A 19,444-nucleotide genomic window follows, 5' to 3' on the forward strand; every position below is an offset into this window, starting at 1 on the left:
TGGAGTTCGGCTCGAAGACGCGGCGTCGTGCGGGCGCTGCCGTGAAGAATACTTCCCATAATGCATCCTCTTCCTGACGACTCAGGTTCAATGATGCACCATCACACTCAGGGACTACACACCTAGATCGATAGCCCGTGAATTCTCCTGCAGGGGCAAATGCATCGCCTCGAACGCCCATTTAGAGGCGTGATAGAATCCGATGATCGGGCTTGCGACGAGGCCTGCCACACTGGAAACGCCGATGATATGGCCGCTCCCCTGCTTGCGCAGCGGCAGAGCTGCCTGGATCACGCGTAGCGTGCCGAAGAAGCTGGTTTCAAATTCCGCCTTGATGTCGGCCTCCGCCGTTTCCTCGACTGCACCCACAAGCGCATAGCCGGCATTGTTCAAGACGATGTCCAATCTGCCGAAATGGCCATCCGCGCGGTCGATCGCGCTGCGAACCTGATCGGAGTCGGTTACATCTAGGGCGAGCGGCAGAACCGCGTCGCCATACCGAATGGCGAGGTCGGCGATACTTTCGAGCGAGCGTGCCGTGGCAGCGACTTTGTCGCCGCGGTAGAGGGCAGCTTCCGCCCAGATGCGACCGAAACCGCGGGAGGCGCCGGTGATGAACCACACTTTGCAGACATTCTGATCTCCTTGAATCGATTGCTTGCTTCAGATGCCCCCGGCATTTTTTAGTACCAGCGAGGGCGTGCCGGCGCAGTCACCGACGGCGCCAATCGGATTGCGGGAGGCGCCAAAGGGTTTTTACTGTTCAATACTGGAGGATGGTTTCGCCGTACGCTGCGAGGAGTGGAGCGTGTCCACTTCCGTCTGTATCAATGCAATGAAAGGATCGCTGGCGCGTCCTGCCCGTTCAATTCGCGCCATTGCAGCGGTGTCAGCCCTTCCCAGTCGCGAAACGCACGATAGAAGGAGCTGCGGTCCTGATAGCCCAGCAGACATGCAACCTCGTCAATGTCGGTGGCCGGATTGGACAGGAGCTGGCGTCCGAGGTCCTGGCGCGCTTCCGACAGCAGCTCACGGAATGTCTTGCCCTCGTCGGTGATGCGGCGCTGGAGTGTTCTTTCGCTCATGTTGAGGTCCTGGGCGACCTGCGACAGCTCGGGCCGTCCACTTGCCAGGCTTCGTTTCAGCACGACCTTGACCTGGTCGCCGATGGAACTGCGGGCCTGCAGTTCATCCATAGCAGCGGCAAGCGCAGGCGTCAGAATATCCAGGAGTTCGGGGTTGTGCCCCGGAAACGGCCGGTCGAGATCGGAGGATTTCAGAACAAGTTTGTTTCGGGTAGCACCGTACTTGATCGGACATCCGAAGAAGGCTTGATGGAGATCGCTCTTCGGCCCCGCACTCATGAACTCGACGCGAAGAGGCGCTAGCGGCTGCCCGGTCCCGCGACGGCCGAGCTCAACCAAGAAAGCAAAGGCGACGTCGGTGGCGATACCCGGTTCCGGCTCGCTGGCGTATATCCAGTCGCTGGTGATCGAGACTTCGCCTTTCTCTTCGTTAAAACTTAACTGCTCGGGGGTGCAGAGCCGTTTAAACCGCGCGACACGGTAGAGACCATCGCGATAATCCCTGGCATGAAAGGCCGCCAGGGTGGATGGTGGATGGACGGTTGTATCGGCTTCGCGGACCAGCCGAAGCCCAAGGGCAGGCTCCGGCGCCAGTTCCTCGAGCGCCCGGAAAATCGCGAAATACTGCGCCGTCGTCACCATGCCATTTTCGCTAAGGTGCAGCGTGGCGGGAAGCCGGGCCTGACGCAGAACCGCGGATGGCGGCAGGCCGATCCTTTCGACCGCACGCCAGAACGCCAGGGGAACCTTGCATTTATCCGCCGGTATTGCCGTCATCCGGGTTAGCCTTTTCGCAGTACTCATAAAGGATGCCGGGTTCGATTGGCCGAAATTCTATCGCATCTGGCTCATGATGATACGATCGAACATACGGTCACCAAGCCATTTGCGGATAGCGATCATCGGTTTCGCGTATTTGCCGGCAACATAGCGCGTACGTGGCCTTCTTTTGCTGACGGCCGTGGAGACGACATCAGCGATCACCTTCGGATCCGTGCCGCGACCATGACCATAAGTCGCCTTGGTGGTCTTTGCGACGGCCTGCGAGACCTTGGCATAGGCGCCGGCGCCCGAGCGCTTGACCAGGCCGTCGGCAACCACATCGCCGAAGCCGGTCTCGATCAGACCCGGCTCCACGATCACCACATTGATGCCGAAGGGTGCCAGTTCCAGCCGCAGGCTGTCCGACCAGCCTTCGAGGGCATGCTTGGTGGCATGATACCAGGCGCCGAGCAACGTATAGATCTTGCCGCCCATCGAGGTGATGTTGACAATGGTGCCCGCCCCCCTTTGGCGCATCGCCGGCAAGAGAAGCTGGGTCAGGCGAGCCGGGCCGAAGACGTTGACCTCGAACTGGTATCTAGCCTCGTCGAGCAGAATGTCCTCGACCGGTCCGTAAAGGCCGAAACCGGCATTGTTGACCAGGACATCGACACCGCCACTTTCCGTCAGAATTGTGCTGACGGCAGCCTGGATCTCGTTGTCGTCGGAAATGTCCATCTGCAAGGCACGCGCGCCGATTTTCTCCAGATCTGTCATCTTGTCGACGCTTCGTGCGGCCACGTAGACCCTGAAGCCGTCGGCGATGAGGCGCTTGGCAATTTCCTTGCCCATGCCGGAGGATGCACCGGTTACAAGTGCTGTTTTCTTGCGGTTGTCGATCATGTTTGCCTCTCTGTTCGTGAAATCACAGATAGGGCCTCGCCAGCATAAGGTCATTGACGGAACATGCCATCACTGTTGCATATTGCGCCAATGGCATCGATGGCGCCAAGAAAATTGCCGTTCGGAGGAACAGCACCATTCTTAGTCGAGAGACAAGCCAGCAGCGGTTCCGTCTCATCCCAGGAAGGCAGGTCGGTTATACTCAACAAATCGGGCGGGTGCCGCCTCATGCGGCATCCGCCCGACGCCGAACCGGCGAGTTCTCACCATGTGCGGGGGCGCTACTTATGTTGGAAACCCGTCGGCTGAGCTCATGTCCGCAATCACAGAGTTAGCCGCCCACGCGGTGGAAGGCCCACGTTTGTCCGAGTGCGGAGATACCGATATAACCGCGGAGATTCATTTTGCCGCCCTGCATGGTAATCTGGCAATTATAGGTGCGGCCCGAGGAGCCATCGCAGAGCGCGCCGCCGGTCCAGCTCCCATCATTCCAATGAAGACCGGTGATGAAGATGACATTCTTCATGGAACGGGAGCGCAAGGCCGGATCAGGGTTTTTGGCGTCCTTCTTGAAAGTAACGTTGTCTGCTTCCATCAATTGATTGCCATAAAGCAGGCGCGCCCGGAACTCCGTTCCTTCCTTAAACATATCCAGTTTTACGCTGCCGTCGTTGGCCTGCCATGTTCCGACGATAGCGTCGGCCGGAGAAGCCTGCTGCGCATGGGTCGCCGGCACCGAGGCCAGTCCGATTGTTGCCACTGCCAGGAAGATGGCAGATCGCCTTGAGACCTTTGACACGTTCATAAGGTGAAACCTTTTCAATAAATCGATGTTGATGCATCCGCACAGGAAAGACGAGGACCTTCGTTCCGGCTGCCATCTCTGTCGCGACCACAGTACCGGCCGATTTGCATCGGCCTGGGGCAGTCCGATGTTGTTTGTTGTCGTCGGACGCGAGGAAGACTAATGGCCTGCCGGGCACTCAGCAGTGACCGAGCACGTCAATCCAGTTGCGCAGTCCGCCAATGAGTTATTTGCCAGGCCTGCGGGTGGTAATCCGATAGACCGCGGCCGGTGGGAGGTTCCGAAAGGTTCGGTCCACCTGCGTTGCGTTCAGATCAAGATGATCAAGAACTGACTGGGGGACAGGACACTTGCTCATGTAAGTGAACTGGTAGAATGCGCCGCCGGGCCGCAGGTGCCGGAAAGCTCCTTCGAGGATCTCCATCACCTTGCCTGCCGGCATGGTCAGTAGCGGAAGGCCGCTAACGACGGCGCCCACCGACGTCTCTGGGGGAAATTTAAGATCTTGCAGACGTGCAGCGTCCATCGACAGTACCCGGGCACCTGGAAAGCGGCCCTTGAGGCGTTCAACAAACTCTTGACTGTACTCGACCAAAGTGAGGTGTTGGGGCCTGACGCCGCGTTCGATCATCTTGGTCGTAAACACGCCGGTACCCGGCCCGAGTTCGATGACATGCCCCGTTTGTGGTGTGATCTCCCGCGTAATGATCTCGGCAAGCGCCCGTCCTGACGGTACGATGGCGGCTATCTGAAACGGTCGCGCGACCCAAGCCCGAAAGAAAACCAAGCTATCGCTCTGCATCTCGCCTCCTGCGAATGTGGCGGAAACGGAATGCGGTTTGAACGAGTGTGCCGCTACCAACCTGCTGCCGCTTCCAAAGCTGTTCGACAAAGCCTCGATGTCACCGATCCAAAACGGATCGATCATCACCGAGGGCGCGGAAAAGGTAATGATTGGCTGCAGGGTTTGCAGTGACAGGGTATGCCAATCGAGTGGCAGATTCTGCCAACCAACTTCATCGAGCACTTTCGTCAACCGCGTGGACCGCCAGATAAGGCAACAACCAACCGGGAGAGTGCGTCATGACCCGGCATGGCAGATCCATTCATATGGTCTGCTCAAAAACAGAGCGGGCCAACGGGAGGGCCTGCGCCAGTCCCAATGGCGACGGCTATCAGCGTGTCAGGCGTGCTCTCAATCACCACGAAAATCTCGGCAATCACACCTGCAAACACCACTCTCGGCTTGCTGGGACCGACAAGCGCCGCTGCCATCAGCGGCCCACCGGCAGAGCCGATACACAAAACCCCATAGCCAGAGAATGCCGACCGCGGGTTCCTGCATGGGAGGCTTTCGTATGCCTGACGGCACCCGAAACCTAAACCTTATCGGACGTTTCTTTCTTCTTTAGACAGGCCACCGAATCAGGCCGAAATCGCCCTCGATCGGTGGAAATTTGCGCTTTCACCCGCCGGAAAACAGGTATATATGGCTAGACAGTCTAGCTAGTTTGGAGCAAAGCAATGGAATGGCAACTGCAGGACGCCAAGAACCATTTCTCGAAAGTGGTGCAGAAGGCACGACACGAGGGGCCGCAGATCGTCACGCTTCGTGGAGAGCGCACTGCCGTGGTGCTGTCCGCCCACGACTATGACGCTCTGCGCGCCGGCCGACCGACGCTGGTCGACGATCTGCTTGGCGGTCCCGCTTGGGACGATGAGCTCGCCGATGCGGTCGAGGCGCGCGCCAAGACGCCAAGCCGCGACGTGGCCTTCTGATGTATCTGGTTGACACCAACATCGTTTCGGAGGCGCGACGCGGCACGCCGCAGGCGGTTGCTTGGCTGCGCTCGGTAGACCCGCTTAGCATCCATCTGAGCGCGCTGACCCTCGGCGAAATCATGCGCGGCATTGCGCTGAAACAGAAGTCGGATCCGAAGGCCGCCGCTCACCTCGCCGAATGGCTGCGCAAGCTGCGCCACGACCATGGCGACCGCATCCTGCCGGTGACCGACCAGATCGCCGTCGAACGGGGCCGCATCGCCGCGATCCGGCCGCGTGGCGATATTGACGGGTTGATCGCCGCGACCGCCATCGTCCACGACCTGATCCTCGTCACGCGCAACGTCAAGGATTTTGAAGACACGGACGCATCTGTGATCAATCCCTGGGAGACACCGGCGTGAGCGGCTCAGCGACGGGCTCGGAACCGCAAGAAGTCGATCTCTCCCACCCGGGTGGTGTAACGGTCGACGCGAATCCTGGTGGCACTGCACTCCCCTCCCTTGTTCCAGAAACGAGCGCCGCCTTGCTGGCGCGCCTCGAGCGCCTCGCCGATCGGGCCCGCGGTTATGTCGAGGCCTCCAGCTCCGCCAACACTCGCAAGGCCTACGCCTCGGACTGGAAGCATTTTACCGCCTAGTGCCGCCGGCAGAACCTTACTCCCCTCCCCGGATCCCCAGGTCGTCGGCCTCTAGATAACCGCCTGCGCGTCAGGCGCCACATCGGCCGACCGCAAGCCCAACTCGGTCACAACAATCGAACGCCGTCTCTCTTCGCTGTCCTGGAACTACGCCCAGCGTGGCGGCGAGAATCTCGATCGCAAGCACCGCGCCATCGCCACGGTCATGGCCGGCATCCGCAACACCAATGCTGCCCCTCCCCGGCAGAAGGAAGCCCTGCTTCCGGAAGACTTGCTCGCCATGCTCGACACCCTCGACCGCGCTACATTGCGGGGCTTGCACGATCGCGCCATGCTGCTCATCAGCTTTGCCGGCGGCCCGCGCCGCTCGGAGATCGTCGGACTCGACCTTGGTCGCGACCAGACGGAAGACGGCCGCGGCTGGATCGAGATCCTCGACAAGGGCCTGCTCGTCACCCTGCGCGGCAAGACCGGCTGGCGAGAGGTCGAGATCGGCCACGGCTCGTCCGACACGACCTGCCCGGTCGTTGCCGTCGAGACCTGGATCAAGTTCGCCCGGATCGCCAGAGGTCCGCTCTTCCGCCGGGTCCGGGGCTAGGGCAAGGACGTTGGGCCGGACCGATTGAATGACCGGGAGGTGGCACGTCTCGTCAAGAAGGCGACACTTGCCGCCGGTGTTCGCGGAGATCTGAGCGAGGGTGATCCGGCCGAGATATTCTCGGGCCATTCGCTGCGTGCCGGCCTTGCGTCCTCGGCCGAAGTAGACGAGCGTTACGTCCAGAAGCAACTCGGCCATGCCAGTGCGGAAATGACCCGCAAATATCAGCGCCGCCGCGATCGCTTCCGGATCAATCTCACCAGGGCGTCGGGGCTTGAAGGCCCCACCCCTATTGGTGTTGCGACGTCGTTAGGTAAAATTCACGCGTCTGATTTTCAGCTCAGCGCTCCAATTGAAATCGGGAAGTAAAAGCCACACTTGGTGGGCGGTTCTGGACTGGCGTGACGTGGTCGTGAGCATTTTCTGGTCGGGTCTAACATCCTTGACATTCCAAGAAGTCGCGCTGGTTGCGGAAGTAAACCAAGTGTTCTTTTCCGTTGCTGGTTGGTGGCCAAACTCCAGGTATACGTTGATGACTTCGGCGAAAGGGCAAAAGCGCTGCCTTTTGGACGTCATTCGTGGTTCGTGATGATGCTTTGTCTCGATGCAATAGGCAGGTTTCTACGTGATTGTGCGAGCGCGGCCCACTGCGCCTGAATTCGCGCGCAACAGGGCCATCAGCATCGGCGTGGGCGAAAATGCTTTCTGGCGAGCGCGTCGGGTCAAATCCCTCAGATAACCGCCGGCCGAGTTGATGTGGCGTGCGCGCTCAAGGATACAGGCGAGAGTGATGGCAGTGTTTTCCGGTCCCATCACATGGCAGGCATCCTCGAAGGTGGCGGAGCTGACGCCGAGCATCGATCTGACGACGGCCGATGCGGCCATCAGGTCCCGCCAGGTGGTAATGGTTCCTCCTGGTCCGTAGGCGCCAATGTCTGTGCACGCCCTGAGCACCATGCTCAGTGGCACGTTCTCTGCGTGGCTTCGCGCAGGTCCGTGATGGGCATCTGGTTCGCAAGCGAGAGGTTTGCGGTCACGTTCAGATTCAATATGAGATTCAGTATTAGAACTATGTGTGTGGTGCTCACAGTGAGCATCATTGGTGCTTGGATTATCGGAATCTGAGTGGAATTTCAGGATATTGATGACTTCGGACAACAGAAGGCCCATATCGTTCAGAACACGATTGATGGTCTCAAGGCTGGCCGAGTGGTTCATTGGTTTCAGCAGGTCGGTGCAGGCTTCGCTGATGCTGTCCCAATCGCCACTGACACCTTCCTCGGCGGCCATGGCGATGAGCTTGCGAACATCGCGCCGGCAGATTGTAAGCTTCTCCCTGGCTCTGCGGATCGCGGTTCGTTCTGCGACAACCTGATTGGCAAACGCTGCGAGCTCATCTGCGCGCGCGAGCAGCGGTGACAGATCGAACCCGAAGGCACTTTCGATCTCCCCTCCCCTGCCCCGGTGGGCGTAGCGCTTGCCGTTCGCACTGTCCTTGCGCAGGATGAGACCTGCCTCGACGAGGAAAGCGAGATGCCTGCGAAGCGTTGCTCCGGCGATACCATGGGCGCGAAGCGAAAGCTGCGCATTGGAAGGGAAGACGACAAGCTGTGCGTCCTGCCTTAGCTCATTTTCCGGGTAGAAACTCAAGAGGGCATCGAGGACAGCAAGACTGCGGTCCTTGAGGTCAAGCATCACCTTGGCCTCGGAGACGTCGCGGAAGATCTTCCACTTGTTTGCTGATTTGCCTTGGCTGATTTCGGAAACGATTGTCTGGCGTTTCACGAGCGCAAGCGTCATCGGCCGCCGCCCAAAGGGCGTCGTTATGTGTTCACCGTGCATTTTCCTTCACCTTTCAGAAGGCAAAAGAAAATTGCTCACCAAAACGGTGCCAAAGACTCTTGACTGCGATTCGAGGAAATGCGATTCTCTAAGTGTCTAGTTCAGAGGAAGGCTTCCACGGCGGCAACGTTGAGGGGGCCTTTTTCTTTTGCTGTTCAGTCTCCCGTTTGCTGTTTTTCGGTTGATCTTGAATACTGCTCGAAGAGGCTGTCCATATTGCCGGAGAGCCACAGGCCGAAGGATTTGCCCTTCGGATTTCCAAACTCCATCACAAGGCCGTTGGCCTTGGGCTTTGCCGTCACGCTGACAGACTGATCTACCGGAGCCCAGGCCGAAACGGCGGGCTTCTGCTTGGACGGACGACCTGACTTGCTTGAGCTTTTCAGGGCCGTGAGAAGATAAAGAAATCTCGCGTCGTCGCTCGTGAGGGCGGCAAAGCCGTCCTCCTTCACCGTCTGGCACGCTCGCTGGGCCACAGACGGATTGAGAACGAGTTTCTTCAATTCCTCCCACCGATCTCGGCCGACGCCCTTGGCAGCCCCCAGAGCGTCCAGCACGCTGTCAGGAACGACTTCGGCAACGGAAAGCATGCGCGACAAAAGGCTGTCATCGACGGTAAGCGCTGACTTAAGGACGTCGCGGGACATTCCGCTTCGCTGCAGCTTGCTGGCAAAGATCGCCTTTTCGATAAAGGTCAGATCGGCGCGGGCCGTATTTTCCTGGCCTTGGGCGATGACGTGCTCGATATCGGCAAGCGGCTTGACGACGGCACGGACCTTCAAACCAAGCTCGCGTGCAGCACGCGCACGACGATGGCCGAACACAATCATGTATCGGCCGTCATCGGTTGGATGCGGCCGCACGAGGATTGGGGTGGATTGGCCTGAGAGCCGAATGGCGTCCCGAAGACTGGTATATGCCTCGTCGTCGTCGCCAATCCGATCGGCAACGAAAGAACCATCGAGATCGCCTGGATCGAGCGATATGACGGTCTCGCCGTCAAGCACCCGCATGGAGGTCTCGGCAAGCTCGTCAAGGGACTGGATCATCGAGCGTGACGCCCCTCGCCGCGTATAGGAGGCGCGTGCTTCAGACGCAGTGACGGCGGCGCGGTCGACATCGTCGCCCAGCGTCGCCGTTACGCTCGCAAAGAGGTTCTTTCTAGCCATTTCCATCTCCGCCTTTGGTATTCATCTCCCTGAAAGCAATCGACTTTTCGATCGTTTGCACGGCTGTCAAAAACGTCACTTCCGTCCCCACGCGCCGTGGATCAAGGAAACTATCTCTCCATTGACCGCATTCAGGCTCTCTACCGCTCGTTCATAGGTGGAGCGGGTAAATTGCGACTTCTCAATTTCGTACAAGGTTTGCTTGGTGATGCCGGCATCCGAGATCGCGGTGGACTTCAGCATCTGGTTCTTCAACATGCGTTTGTTAAACAGCGCCTGGAGAAAACCGACCATCTGCGCCTGCGGCTGGTCCATCGGCTCATAACGCGTTACCAGGTAACGGAACCATTTCAGCTTGACCGAGGCCCCTGCCCCCTTGATCGATTCAAGGATGCCGCCAAGCATCAACAGGAACTGGCTCATTGACATGACGTCGAGCATCTGCGGATGGACGGTGATAAGAACCGCCGTCGAAGCGCTGAGCGCCGTCAGCGTGAGGTAGCCAAGCTGCGGCGGGCAGTCGATGACGACGACATCGTAGTCAGCATCGACTTCCTTAAGGGCCTGCGAAATGCGGGTGAAGAATAGCTTGCCTTCCTGCTGGCTCTTGGATGAGGCGGCAAGAGGCGTCTCATATTCGTATTCCTGCAGTTCGAGATTTGCTGGAACGATGTCGAGGCCTGGGAAGTTCGTGGGCCGGATCAGCTCCTTGATCGACTTGCGCTCGCTGTCGTAGCGGAGAGCCTCGTAGAAGGATGGATTGCGGTCGAGCTCGGGCTGGATGCCATGGAGAGACGTGAACGATGCCTGCGGATCGAGATCGACGGCAAGCACGCGGTGACCGGTTAGGGCGAGATATTGCGCGAGATGGGCTGCGGACGTCGTCTTGCCCGAACCGCCCTTGAAGTTGACGACGGAGATGACCTGCAGCTCCTCGCCATTGCGGCGATGCGGCACATACTTCTTGAAATCCGATCGACCATGCTTGTCGAGATAACGACGCAGTTCCATCATCTGCTCGGCGGTGTACGAGCGACGGCCAGAGCCCGACAGCTGAGGCGCAGGGCCCTTGCCTTCGAGATGGAGCTTCTTGATATGGTTCTGGGTGACGCCGAGGTACTCGGCAACCTCAGCCAACGAGAAGTGCCTGAGGCCCTTCATAGCGTTCGGTGGGTACTGTTCCAGCCGAAGCATGTTCAGCTTGTCGGAGATGAGTTCGCCTTGTTCAAGGATTTCCTTGTCAAACTCAAGGTCTTCGATAAAGACTGGTGCCATGTTCATATCTTGCCATTTTCCGGAATAACGCTTTTCTCAAGCGATTTGCATCTTAAGCGTGATTTAGATGCGATTCTCTGAATGGCGCAAGAAGTTTTTAGTTAACAAAGGCTTAATATGCCCGGTTCTCCGGCAGAAACGCCTTCCAATGGCGAAGTGCGCACGGCAGAGCCGCTAAAAGCGAATCAACCCGCTGATTTTGCGAGATATTTTTGGTGTTTGCACGGCTGTCAAAAGATTTCGCGGCCACACAGTTCCAGAAATCGGTGTTGTCCACTGAAAATTGCTTAGAGAGCAATTCAGCGCGACCCGGCGCGGCGTCCATGCGATCGACAATTCCTGCGCAGGGACCTCCGCCGCTAACCCTAAATCTATCGCCCATCAGAGCTTCGGATCAACACCAGGCATTGAACGACACCGGATGGCGAAGTCTCAAACTACGCCATCCTTCCAAAAGCGGGACCGGCAGATCAGTTGTTATTGTCCGCGCAAGTGTCTTCGGCATTTTCTGTGTTGCTGTTACCGCCCTGGGTCTGCAACGAATTCTTTCCTTTGATCGACTTGCAGTTTTCCTTGTTGACGTTCTGGGTCGTGCTGCCGGTGGTCGACCTATCAACTTTCTTCATCTTCATGGGTTTGGTCGTGCTTGTGGCGGCACCATGGTTCTTGTCCACGGTGGAGCCCGCCGGAGCCGGGTTTGACTGTGCAAGCGCCGAACTGGCAAGTCCGATGGCCAGGAGCGACGTGGCGACTAATTTCAGATGCATGACTGCCTCCATAAAACTGCTGCGTGAATGCAACTAACTTTGAAACGGAGGTGAAAAGCCGTTGTTCCGAGATCCGATCGACAAACCGATGCGGCACTCTCGTGACCACAGCGATTGGGGCGCCCCGTGGCGCGAATCGTCAGCGCCTTTGATTCAGGTCGACCTTCGCAGTAATTGCCCGTCGCAATTGTTGTCAGGATGGGTTGAGGTCCTGGAGGATGGAGAAATTTGCACAGCTGGCGTCTACATTTCCGATCCGGATCAGATGCTCGGACCTTGCCGTCAGAAATGCTAGTCGCACGGCCTTTGCATTCTTGGCACGCATCAAGAGTTCTTGGTGTGCGAAGAGAAGTCCCGAGCGGCCTGAAAGCTCGAATGCGACGTGCTCGCTATGGCCATCATCAGCAATTGTAATCGTCGCCAGGCCGGATTGCATTGTGAGTTCCCCTCTGATTCCGGGCCAGCATCGTCGACTTCGTTGGAGGCTACAACGGGTCGCGGCAGGCAACCCACAGGATCGTGGTGCACCTTGAACCGCACCGTATATTGATGGGTCAGGACGGAGGTCGGAGAAGTCTCCGGACGCGCCCGCCTCGACGTCGAGTGGCGGGCTGGCCGATGGCGAATCGGCTGGCTCAAGGTGCGTCGAATTGAACGAAGCGTTCTTCCGGCTCAATCGAACTTGATCTTTCTGTTGGTTGTGATCCTAGAGCAGGCGCGCGGCGCGCCCCCGGCGCCGCGACGCGTTGTTGTAGTATCTCGACGCCTGTTGGACGGATCGATGGCGCGATTGCTCCATCGCCTCAGGGAGCGGAACGCCGCGATTGGCGGCTTCGGTCAAATACCCCGACCGCAGCCCATGCGCGGAGAAATCCCGAGGCTCCAACCCAGCCATCGCCACCCTTTGCTTGACGATATCGTTGACTGCCTTCGGATCGAGTGGACGGCGCGAAACACTGCCCCAGCGATCGATAGCCCGGAAAATCGATCCCTTGTTGATGCTGGCGGCGTCGAGCCAAGCGTTCGACGCCTCGACCGGCTGGCCAGTGAGATAGACGACCTCATCCTGCTCGGCACCTGATGTTTTCGTGCGGCCGAGATGGATGGCGAGAGAGGGCAGGGGAGGGCCGTCGTCGACCTCGATTGCTGAGTCCGCTGATACGGCAGCCCTGCGGGAGCTGATTCACCGGCGGTTAAGCGGAGCGTCTATGTCTGAAGAGGCAATGGCAGGCGCGGTCGACGATATGATCGCGCGTAAGCAGAGTGCTCTTCGTGTGGAGTCTTGAATAGTCTGTCGAAGCGGAAATGCGCCGGATCGCCAAGGAAGAGGCTGAGCTCGCCGAGATCGCGGAGAGCTCGAGGCGATAAGGCAGAGCGCCGGCTTTGGGATGTTCTGAGGTTGCAAAACGTTTCTAGACTCCCGTGCGTTTGTTGCGTAATGTGCAACTGCTTAGCTACTCTGCAAGAACCGCGGAACAATTTGTCGTCGCCGCAGTTGGCCAAAGCATCCAGATCGGATGGACCCGATTGGATAAAGGGGAAAGTCGATGATCATTCGCCATGTTGCGCCTTCGCGGGTTGTTAGCAATAGTCCTACCTACGAGCCTCGTCCTCAGACGACGGCAGTGGATTATGCTGCCCTTGGCCAGCTGGCGATCAAGCGCTTCCCAAAGGTTCTTGCTGAACTCGCCAAGTGATCGAGCCCTTATGGCTGCCCATCGAGGCAGTAGTTCTCTTCAACGAGCAGGCTATTGACGCGTCGCCGCATCTTAAGGAGCGGCACCTCGTTACAGATATGGCCAAACTTGCGGGCGCCATGAACCGCCCTCAAGCGTCCTACCACTATGCCCATGAGAGCGATATCCTCGTGCTCACCGCCGATTACATGGTGGCGATCGGTGAGTGCCACGCATTTGAGCAGGGTAACAAGCGCACCGGCTTTATCGCAGGTTACGCCTTCCTGGAATCGAATGGCTACACCCTCACCGACGAGGCCGATGACGAACTCGTCGCCGTCGCTCTGCTAGAGGTTCTGACGAAAGATCGTCCCTTCGACAGCTTCAGGGATTACCTCGAGCAGTTCGTCGTACCCAAAGACTAGCAACCCAGCTCTCGCCAGCCGCATTCCGTCATCGCTCTTGCTATATTGCATCATATAGTCACGAATGACTTAGGAGCGACATATGCGTCGTCGTAGGCGAACACCTACGAGCACATGTGCTTGTGGAAGGAGCATCACCAGGAGCGGCTACTCGAAAGATAATCCAATTGCGCGACAGCCTGTCCTCGCTCGTCAAAAACCTCGCCCATACGAAGGCTACGAGATACAGACCCCACATTAGCGCCAGTATTTTACACTGTGTCTCCGACATGCGATTTCCCGACCCTCGCCGGCGCAAAGATCGCACATCGTGGTTTCTGTCACGGCGTATCTCACTTCCGATAAGCGCTACTTATCGATGGTTAGAAGCCAACCCAACAACGTCAGCAGCAGCGGAAGCAAATGGTGCTATCACTTCCGGTTAATGGCGCGTTTTTCATGAGTTCAATGTGTTGTGATCTCGAAGAATACCCTTTAAGAGCCTGTGACGCGGTGACGCTGTGGCTTTTACTTCCCGATTTCCATCGGAACCATAAGCTGAGAACTCGGCCATCGAATATGATCTTACAGCTTCCCAGATTGGGAGGGTTCTTCATCCCCGACCCAGCTCCAGGCGTGTCGCCATACCTTGATCGCCGAGATCAGCAAAATCACCGCGAGCAAAGGTAACAAGACTCTCGGAACGCTGCCCATCAGCAGGCCACCGATACAAGTTTCAACGATCGATCCGGCCGCAACGTATTTCCAATGCTCGGCCAGAGGGTGAGGGGCGCTTGGGCAATCAGCGACCGTGCCCGCAAATGATGGTGATCATCGCAAAACGGAACGTCTCGATCAGCGTCCGTATCACAGCCGAGACACGGACAGTTAACACAAACAACGTGGTTAGCCTGACGCTGGACACCAGATGTGCCAGGCACCCATTACTTGGGACGCTTCGAGAACTTTGAGCAGAATCAATGCGGCGCTTTAGCCGATTGCCGCGTAGCTACAATGCGCGGGTGACCTGAAGCGAGCTTCCTAATCACGTCGGATGCGCCTGGAGGGCTGCATAGGCGGACGATTCCGCTTTCTTCTTCAGCTTGCGCAGAACCGGGGTTTTCTCAGCAGCGTTCTCCTCGTCATCGGGATCGTAGGCGGAGCCGACCTCATCCATCCTGTGTTTTATGGCGAGCGCGTAGATGGTATTCAGGATATTCGGATCCCTTACATGAGGATCGGTAAGCGCCAGAAGCGAGGCACGCACAATCTTCTTGCTGGTCGCCTTTGGGCAACGGTTCAAAACGAAATCGTAAAGCCCCTTGCCGGAAAGACCTTCTGTGGCGCCATCCAAAAGCGCTTCATAGACTCGTTTCCGTTTTTCACCCATGTTTGCCCTCCTCTTGAACGTGATGCGACAAACTCTGTCATAAAAACGTCATATGCAATAGACTGCATCGCGCAAAACGTGAGCTCCTTCAGGTCGTGTATGGCGTCTATTAGGATCCCAGCAGAAAAACGTCGCGAACCGTGGGAGAGATGCTTCCGGTGCCATGGGAAAAAAGAAAAGACCCACGGGAGGTGGGCCGAGACAGGGAAAACAGACAGCAAAGGGAACAACGGCCCTTGCCGAATACTATGGTTCGTTTCCTGAGTGAAATTATTGCGACAGCATGCCGAGCAGGCGGTATCACAACCGACGTCCTGGCGCCGATGTCATGCTCTTGTTCGGCTGTTCGTTTGTTGCCGAGACCAGGTTCGCCGGGAGAGCGTTTGACCCAGCCGCACTGAGGACAAGTGGGGGTGACCATGATTGTCGTTGAGCCGCTGCGCGACAAGAACATCCTGATCATTACACCACACGGTTCGCTCGAACGGGCCGACTTCGCGACGATCGCAAATGGGGTCGAGTTCGTCCTTCGTTCAGACGGCAAACTCAACGGTCTGATGATCAGTATTGAATCATTCCCCGGCTGGAAGAACTTCGGGGCCCTGGCTGCTCATCTGAAATTTGTGTCTGGTCACCATCGTCAAATCGAACGGATTGCGGTTGTAACCGGCAGCAGGCTTCTTAGGCTCATCCCCGCCATCGCCCGCTATTTCGTCCACCCTGAGATTCGCTCATTCGACTTTGGGCAACGAGCAGCAGCCCTTTCGTGGTTGGAGACTGGCCGACCATGACTTATCCGGGGGAGAAAGAGGCAGAAGCAGATCCTTGGTTGCGCTGTCCCGGCCGGCGGAGTCTCCTGGCCTTTGTTCTGACTGTGGTTTGGGCCGCATGTCTTCCCGTGCAATCCTTTGCGCAATCGCCGCTCGGAGCGGACATGCCTGAAGTGGAGTTCGGCGCGCGCAAAATATTCCTGATGCTTTTTTTGATGCTCGGTCCTATCAAGATACTGGTGCCATTCAAGGTCCTCGCAGGCAGCTATGAGCCCAGCGTTCGGCGACGAATAGCCACCAGAGCGATCCTTTTCTCGGCGGCGGCGCTCGCGATCGCCGGCTTTCTCGGACGCACCATGCTTGAAAATCTGGAAATCTCGTTGCCGGTGCTGGCGATGACCGGCGGCATCATCCTGTTCATCGTGGCCTTGCGAACTGTCTTGCAGCCGGCTGCTAACCTCCCGGTACGACCGACAGAGCCGGGCCAAACGGATGTGGGACTAGCTCTTACACCGCTGGCGTTTCCAACGATCGTGACGCCTTATGGTATAGCCGCCGTGATCGTCTTCGCGACGTTGGCGGGTGACCGCCAAACGGAAGGGCTCACCGTGGCGGCCATCGTATTGCTGATCTTGGTGCTGGACTGGATGGCAATGCTGTTCGCGGAGTCTATCCTTAGATGGATCGGAACTTCACTGCAGGTTTTGGCAGTGGTGCTTGGCGTTACCCAGGCTGCTCTGGGTCTGCAGATAATTTTGCATAGTTTAAGCATGATTGCCTGGTAACCACCGCTTTTCCGCACCGGGCAACGTTCGTCACTCTAGTCGGATGGTTGAATGCCAGCTATTGACGAGTGTCAGGCTTATCCGGGCTTCGGCAGGGCCGTTAGTAGCACGCGACTCAACAGGGCGGCGGATTTAACCCAGCTCACCGTTCGGTGTTGAACAAATTTCACCTGAACTGGCGCAAGATTTCGACCGACGAGTTTCGGCACGTGCGCGAGAGCCAAAGCCAAGAGCTTTATCTGAAGTCGGTCCCTGTGGCGCGGGATACCAGAACCAACGGACCCTTCCTTCAATCCTAAGGCGAGGGCCTCGTTACCAGGGAGAGCATATCTTGAGAGGCGCTTGGGTGCATCGCCGAGGAGGGGCGATGTGGCTGCCGTTGCCACATCGAGGCACCTCATTGGAACGCTTTCATTCCAATCGACACGATCAGGCACGTATGAGACGCCGAGCATGGCGGCAAGCACGGCCACAAATGATCACCAGCTCACTCCACATAGAACACCATGTTGCCGTTGCGTGCCCTCATGACCCACTCAATGTCGTCGGGCTTGAGCCCCTTGGCCTTGAGTTGCCCGACAAGCCACTTGTTCGACTTTGCCGCGTCTCTGATGGCCTTCTGGTGCTGTGCGCTGCCGGGAGATGGATGTGCACCAGTTTCGGAGAAGTTTGCGGTTCGGTAGCTAACTATAGATAATCGCTTGCCATGATAGGTGCGAACAGATTCCGGAAGACTTTCGCTCCAGTTCATCCTGCGATATTCGCGCCGGGTCTGTTGAGCATCGACCGGGCATGCGACAGTAGCGATTGTGATTGCGATTCCAAGCAGTGCCGCTAGCTTCATCATTTCAATGCTCCACAAAGATGGTTTGCCGTGAACATAGCGTACGCCCAGCGGCAGGGCATTGAGCGTAGTCAATACCAGCCCAGAATTTGGGCGGAAATCCGATCTTAGACTGTTTGAAGCTAGCGTGGGTGTTAATGCTAACGCACATGACGGACGACCAGAAGGAATTACCCGGTCGGCCCACCGCTATCTGATGTCGTGCGCCTGTCCCGAGGCCCTCAGCTCTTCGAGGGTCTTGCCGACGCAGCTCTCGCCTTCGGAATCTCCAATGGCTTTGGCACGGCCATGTACAGTAATAGTACCTCCGATTCGGTCCGACGCAACAAACGTTGCCGTCCCGTCCTCAGTGACTCGGGACAAATAGAATGCATGGAACGTGTCCTTGTATTGGCAGGTGATGACCAAAGGAAAACGGTCAAAAGGATCCTGAGCCAACGCCGCTGAACCAGATACCTGGAGCGACGTCCAACAAGCGGCCAGCACCACGAGCGATACCCTGATCAAAGCGCGTACAGTCCGTGCAAAGTAGAACAGCATTGATTGATCCTTGCATGTTTTGGTGCCAATTCGGCACACGACGTCACTGATTGACTTGAAGCAATAGCTCGGGACCCAAGCTGCCTACAGCAGTTATGCAATCAACTTGCGCAACATCTCTTGATCGCGCCGCACCACAGCGGCCTTCATCGTTTGACCCATGACTTGCCTCCCTACTACACGTTCGAAGAGTTTTATGGGCGCGCGGAGCCAAAGCAGGAATGTTAAAATGCGCCGTCGCCAAAATCAGTTGGGTACGATGTCCCATTTTTCGTCAGGGTTGAAGCGCGTCATTTTCGCGACCGCCGCGGCGGTGTTGGTGCCGAGATCGCGTTCGTAGACGACGCCCTTCTCGCTCACCAGGAACGTCTTCACTCCCGTCTCACCGTATTTGACGGGCCATCCGACGAGCGCGAACCCGACGATCATGTTGCCGTTGATTATGTAGCTGTAGTCGCCACCGGCTATGTTGGCGCCCTGGCCCTTCAGGATCCGAAAACGGTAGCCGAAATAGCCATCCCCGGCCTTCGCACGCTCGAGAGCGGCCTGTTCGACGAAGGCTCCGGCGGGACTGTCTGAGTCTCCCTGGTTGGGGGGCCAGTAAAGGCCGTCTGTCTTGCCAGGGCTGCTTATAAGGTTCTGTGCATATTCGAGAACGCCGTCGCCGTCGTGATCGGCCGAAGCGTATTCTTGCTGCGCGTCGACGTAGTTGCGCATGGTGTCGATCGCTTGCAGTTCATTCTCGCCGATCCGCCTGTCGAGGATCTCCTCGAAGCCCGCCTTGGTATCGAAGGCCCATTTGCCATCACCACGTTTCGCGAGCGGGAAGGGGAGCGGCCAAAGCTTGTCGCCGATCTCGACGATCTTCTTGCCGTCCCGGTCCTCCACGACCACCTGCTTTGCGGCGCCCTCGCGGATTTGCCGGTAGGTATTCATGGCGTCCTCGTTGGCCTTTAGCTTGGCCGCGTCGATGCCGAGCAGCGCAGCAAGACCATCGACGTCGCCGGACGACAGCGCTGCCTTCAGCTTGTCGACCGCCGCAATCGGGTCGTCGAATTGCGGCGCCGGAGTTGAGGCCGTGAAGTTGTCGAACGGCGTATCCTGGGCGAGCACCGGTACAGTTCCGCAAAGAACGGTCGTTGTTGCAAGAACGGCCCAGAGGCCTGCAGACTTGAAGAACGTGTTCATCGTTTTTCTCCCCAAAGGTCGCTCAACGTCTGCCGCCACCGCGTCCGCCACCGCGGCCGCCGCCGCCTCGAGGCATTTGTCTACCGCCGCCACCGCGGCTCATCTGCTGCCGTCCGCCACCGCCACGGCTCATCTGCGACCGTCCACCCCCACCGCGCTGAATGTTGGAACGGTTGGGCGAGCGCTGGACGTTGGAACGGTTGGGGCGCTGGGCGTTGG

At 57.9% G+C, this 19,444-nt stretch carries 21 protein-coding genes and 2 pseudogenes; 7 read left to right on the forward strand and 16 right to left on the reverse strand.

Features of this window, described 5'->3' with window-relative positions; genetic code table 11:
* Positions 1–114: 114 nt before the first annotated feature.
* The 5 genes from IB248_RS29710 to IB248_RS29730 all read right to left on the reverse strand — a co-directional run bounded on the left by IB248_RS29710 (position 115) and on the right by IB248_RS29730 (position 4,582).
* Positions 115–624, reverse strand: coding sequence for an SDR family NAD(P)-dependent oxidoreductase (locus IB248_RS29710; protein WP_348648628.1), 510 nt, complete (start codon positions 622–624; stop codon positions 115–117).
* 203 nt (positions 625–827) lie between these two features.
* The gene (locus tag IB248_RS29715) at positions 828–1,862 is read right to left on the reverse strand and encodes an AraC family transcriptional regulator (protein WP_169683813.1); all 1,035 of its coding nucleotides are present in this window, start codon (positions 1,860–1,862) and stop codon (positions 828–830) included.
* Between the two features lie 57 nt (positions 1,863–1,919).
* A complete protein-coding gene (locus tag IB248_RS29720; RefSeq protein WP_169683814.1) occupies positions 1,920–2,750 on the reverse strand; it encodes an oxidoreductase in 831 nt (276 codons plus the stop codon).
* A 331-nt stretch (positions 2,751–3,081) separates the two neighbouring features.
* A complete protein-coding gene (locus tag IB248_RS29725; protein WP_169683815.1) occupies positions 3,082–3,555 on the reverse strand; it encodes a DUF2147 domain-containing protein in 474 nt (157 codons plus the stop codon).
* Between the two features lie 226 nt (positions 3,556–3,781).
* Complete coding sequence (locus IB248_RS29730) at positions 3,782–4,582, reverse strand: methyltransferase domain-containing protein (RefSeq protein ID WP_348644151.1); 801 nt, start codon at positions 4,580–4,582, stop codon at positions 3,782–3,784.
* A 497-nt stretch (positions 4,583–5,079) separates the two neighbouring features.
* Between IB248_RS29730 and IB248_RS29735 the strand changes: the two genes are divergently transcribed.
* The 3 genes and pseudogenes from IB248_RS29735 to IB248_RS29745 form a co-directional block, all read left to right on the forward strand.
* Positions 5,080–5,334: a type II toxin-antitoxin system Phd/YefM family antitoxin gene (locus tag IB248_RS29735; RefSeq protein WP_018859803.1), complete on the forward strand. Its 255-nt coding sequence runs from the start codon at positions 5,080–5,082 to the stop codon at positions 5,332–5,334.
* Complete coding sequence (locus IB248_RS29740; RefSeq protein WP_192242128.1) at positions 5,334–5,741, forward strand: type II toxin-antitoxin system VapC family toxin; 408 nt, start codon at positions 5,334–5,336, stop codon at positions 5,739–5,741. The genes IB248_RS29735 and IB248_RS29740 overlap by 1 nt, the downstream gene beginning before the upstream one ends.
* Positions 5,738–6,851 (forward strand): annotated as a pseudogene (locus tag IB248_RS29745) (site-specific integrase); the annotation flags it as partial. The gene IB248_RS29740 and the pseudogene IB248_RS29745, both read left to right, overlap by 4 nt.
* A gap of 345 nt (positions 6,852–7,196) precedes the next feature.
* Here IB248_RS29745 and repC read toward each other — a convergent pair.
* The 6 genes and pseudogenes from repC to IB248_RS29775 form a co-directional block, all read right to left on the reverse strand.
* On the reverse strand, positions 7,197–8,417 hold the full coding sequence (repC, locus tag IB248_RS29750) for a plasmid replication protein RepC (protein WP_192242129.1): 1,221 nt from the start codon (positions 8,415–8,417) through the stop codon (positions 7,197–7,199).
* A gap of 155 nt (positions 8,418–8,572) precedes the next feature.
* Positions 8,573–9,586, reverse strand: a complete 1,014-nt coding sequence (gene repB / locus IB248_RS29755; RefSeq protein ID WP_169683819.1) for a plasmid partitioning protein RepB — start codon at positions 9,584–9,586, stop codon at positions 8,573–8,575.
* 75 nt (positions 9,587–9,661) lie between these two features.
* Entirely contained in the window at positions 9,662–10,867 is a 1,206-nt protein-coding gene (gene repA / locus IB248_RS29760; RefSeq protein WP_018859809.1) for a plasmid partitioning protein RepA, read from the reverse strand.
* A gap of 106 nt (positions 10,868–10,973) precedes the next feature.
* Positions 10,974–11,186, reverse strand: coding sequence for a hypothetical protein (locus tag IB248_RS29765; RefSeq protein ID WP_192242130.1), 213 nt, complete (start codon positions 11,184–11,186; stop codon positions 10,974–10,976).
* 145 nt (positions 11,187–11,331) lie between these two features.
* Positions 11,332–11,628: a hypothetical protein gene (locus IB248_RS29770; RefSeq protein WP_192242135.1), complete on the reverse strand. Its 297-nt coding sequence runs from the start codon at positions 11,626–11,628 to the stop codon at positions 11,332–11,334.
* Between the two features lie 706 nt (positions 11,629–12,334).
* A pseudogene (locus tag IB248_RS29775) lies at positions 12,335–12,802 on the reverse strand (tyrosine-type recombinase/integrase); the annotation flags it as partial.
* 373 nt (positions 12,803–13,175) lie between these two features.
* Here IB248_RS29775 and IB248_RS29780 point away from each other — a divergent pair.
* Together IB248_RS29780 and IB248_RS29785 are read left to right on the forward strand one after the other, a co-directional pair.
* Positions 13,176–13,325 (forward strand): hypothetical protein, encoded by a 150-nt coding sequence (locus IB248_RS29780; RefSeq protein WP_169683820.1) that lies wholly within the window; start codon positions 13,176–13,178, stop codon positions 13,323–13,325.
* On the forward strand, positions 13,322–13,729 hold the full coding sequence (locus IB248_RS29785; protein WP_192242131.1) for a type II toxin-antitoxin system death-on-curing family toxin: 408 nt from the start codon (positions 13,322–13,324) through the stop codon (positions 13,727–13,729). The genes IB248_RS29780 and IB248_RS29785 overlap by 4 nt, the downstream gene beginning before the upstream one ends.
* Before the next feature lie 1,024 nt (positions 13,730–14,753).
* On the opposite strand, the gene IB248_RS29790 is transcribed toward IB248_RS29785, so the two are convergent.
* A complete protein-coding gene (locus IB248_RS29790; protein WP_049809262.1) occupies positions 14,754–15,098 on the reverse strand; it encodes a hypothetical protein in 345 nt (114 codons plus the stop codon).
* 419 nt (positions 15,099–15,517) lie between these two features.
* Here IB248_RS29790 and IB248_RS29795 point away from each other — a divergent pair, with 419 nt between their 5' ends.
* Both IB248_RS29795 and IB248_RS29800 read left to right on the forward strand, forming a co-directional pair.
* Complete coding sequence (locus IB248_RS29795) at positions 15,518–15,889, forward strand: STAS/SEC14 domain-containing protein (RefSeq protein WP_246733910.1); 372 nt, start codon at positions 15,518–15,520, stop codon at positions 15,887–15,889.
* Between the two features lie 143 nt (positions 15,890–16,032).
* Positions 16,033–16,653, forward strand: coding sequence for a MarC family protein (locus IB248_RS29800; RefSeq protein WP_246733909.1), 621 nt, complete (start codon positions 16,033–16,035; stop codon positions 16,651–16,653).
* Positions 16,654–17,140: 487 nt separating this feature from the next.
* Here the strand turns inward: IB248_RS29800 and IB248_RS29805 are convergent, their stop codons facing one another.
* The 4 genes from IB248_RS29805 to IB248_RS31415 form a co-directional block, all read right to left on the reverse strand.
* Positions 17,141–17,500, reverse strand: coding sequence for a hypothetical protein (locus tag IB248_RS29805; RefSeq protein ID WP_169684533.1), 360 nt, complete (start codon positions 17,498–17,500; stop codon positions 17,141–17,143).
* 186 nt (positions 17,501–17,686) lie between these two features.
* A complete protein-coding gene (locus IB248_RS29810; protein WP_192242132.1) occupies positions 17,687–18,037 on the reverse strand; it encodes a hypothetical protein in 351 nt (116 codons plus the stop codon).
* Positions 18,038–18,283: 246 nt separating this feature from the next.
* Entirely contained in the window at positions 18,284–19,225 is a 942-nt protein-coding gene (locus IB248_RS29815; RefSeq protein WP_192242133.1) for a DUF2950 domain-containing protein, read from the reverse strand.
* 22 nt (positions 19,226–19,247) lie between these two features.
* Positions 19,248–19,444: hypothetical protein (locus IB248_RS31415; protein ID WP_210333093.1), on the reverse strand; the 197-nt coding region annotated here is incomplete at its 5' end.

The organism is Rhizobium sp. RHZ01 (genome assembly GCF_014851595.1).
Classification (GTDB): Bacteria; Pseudomonadota; Alphaproteobacteria; order Rhizobiales; family Rhizobiaceae; genus Rhizobium; species Rhizobium altiplani.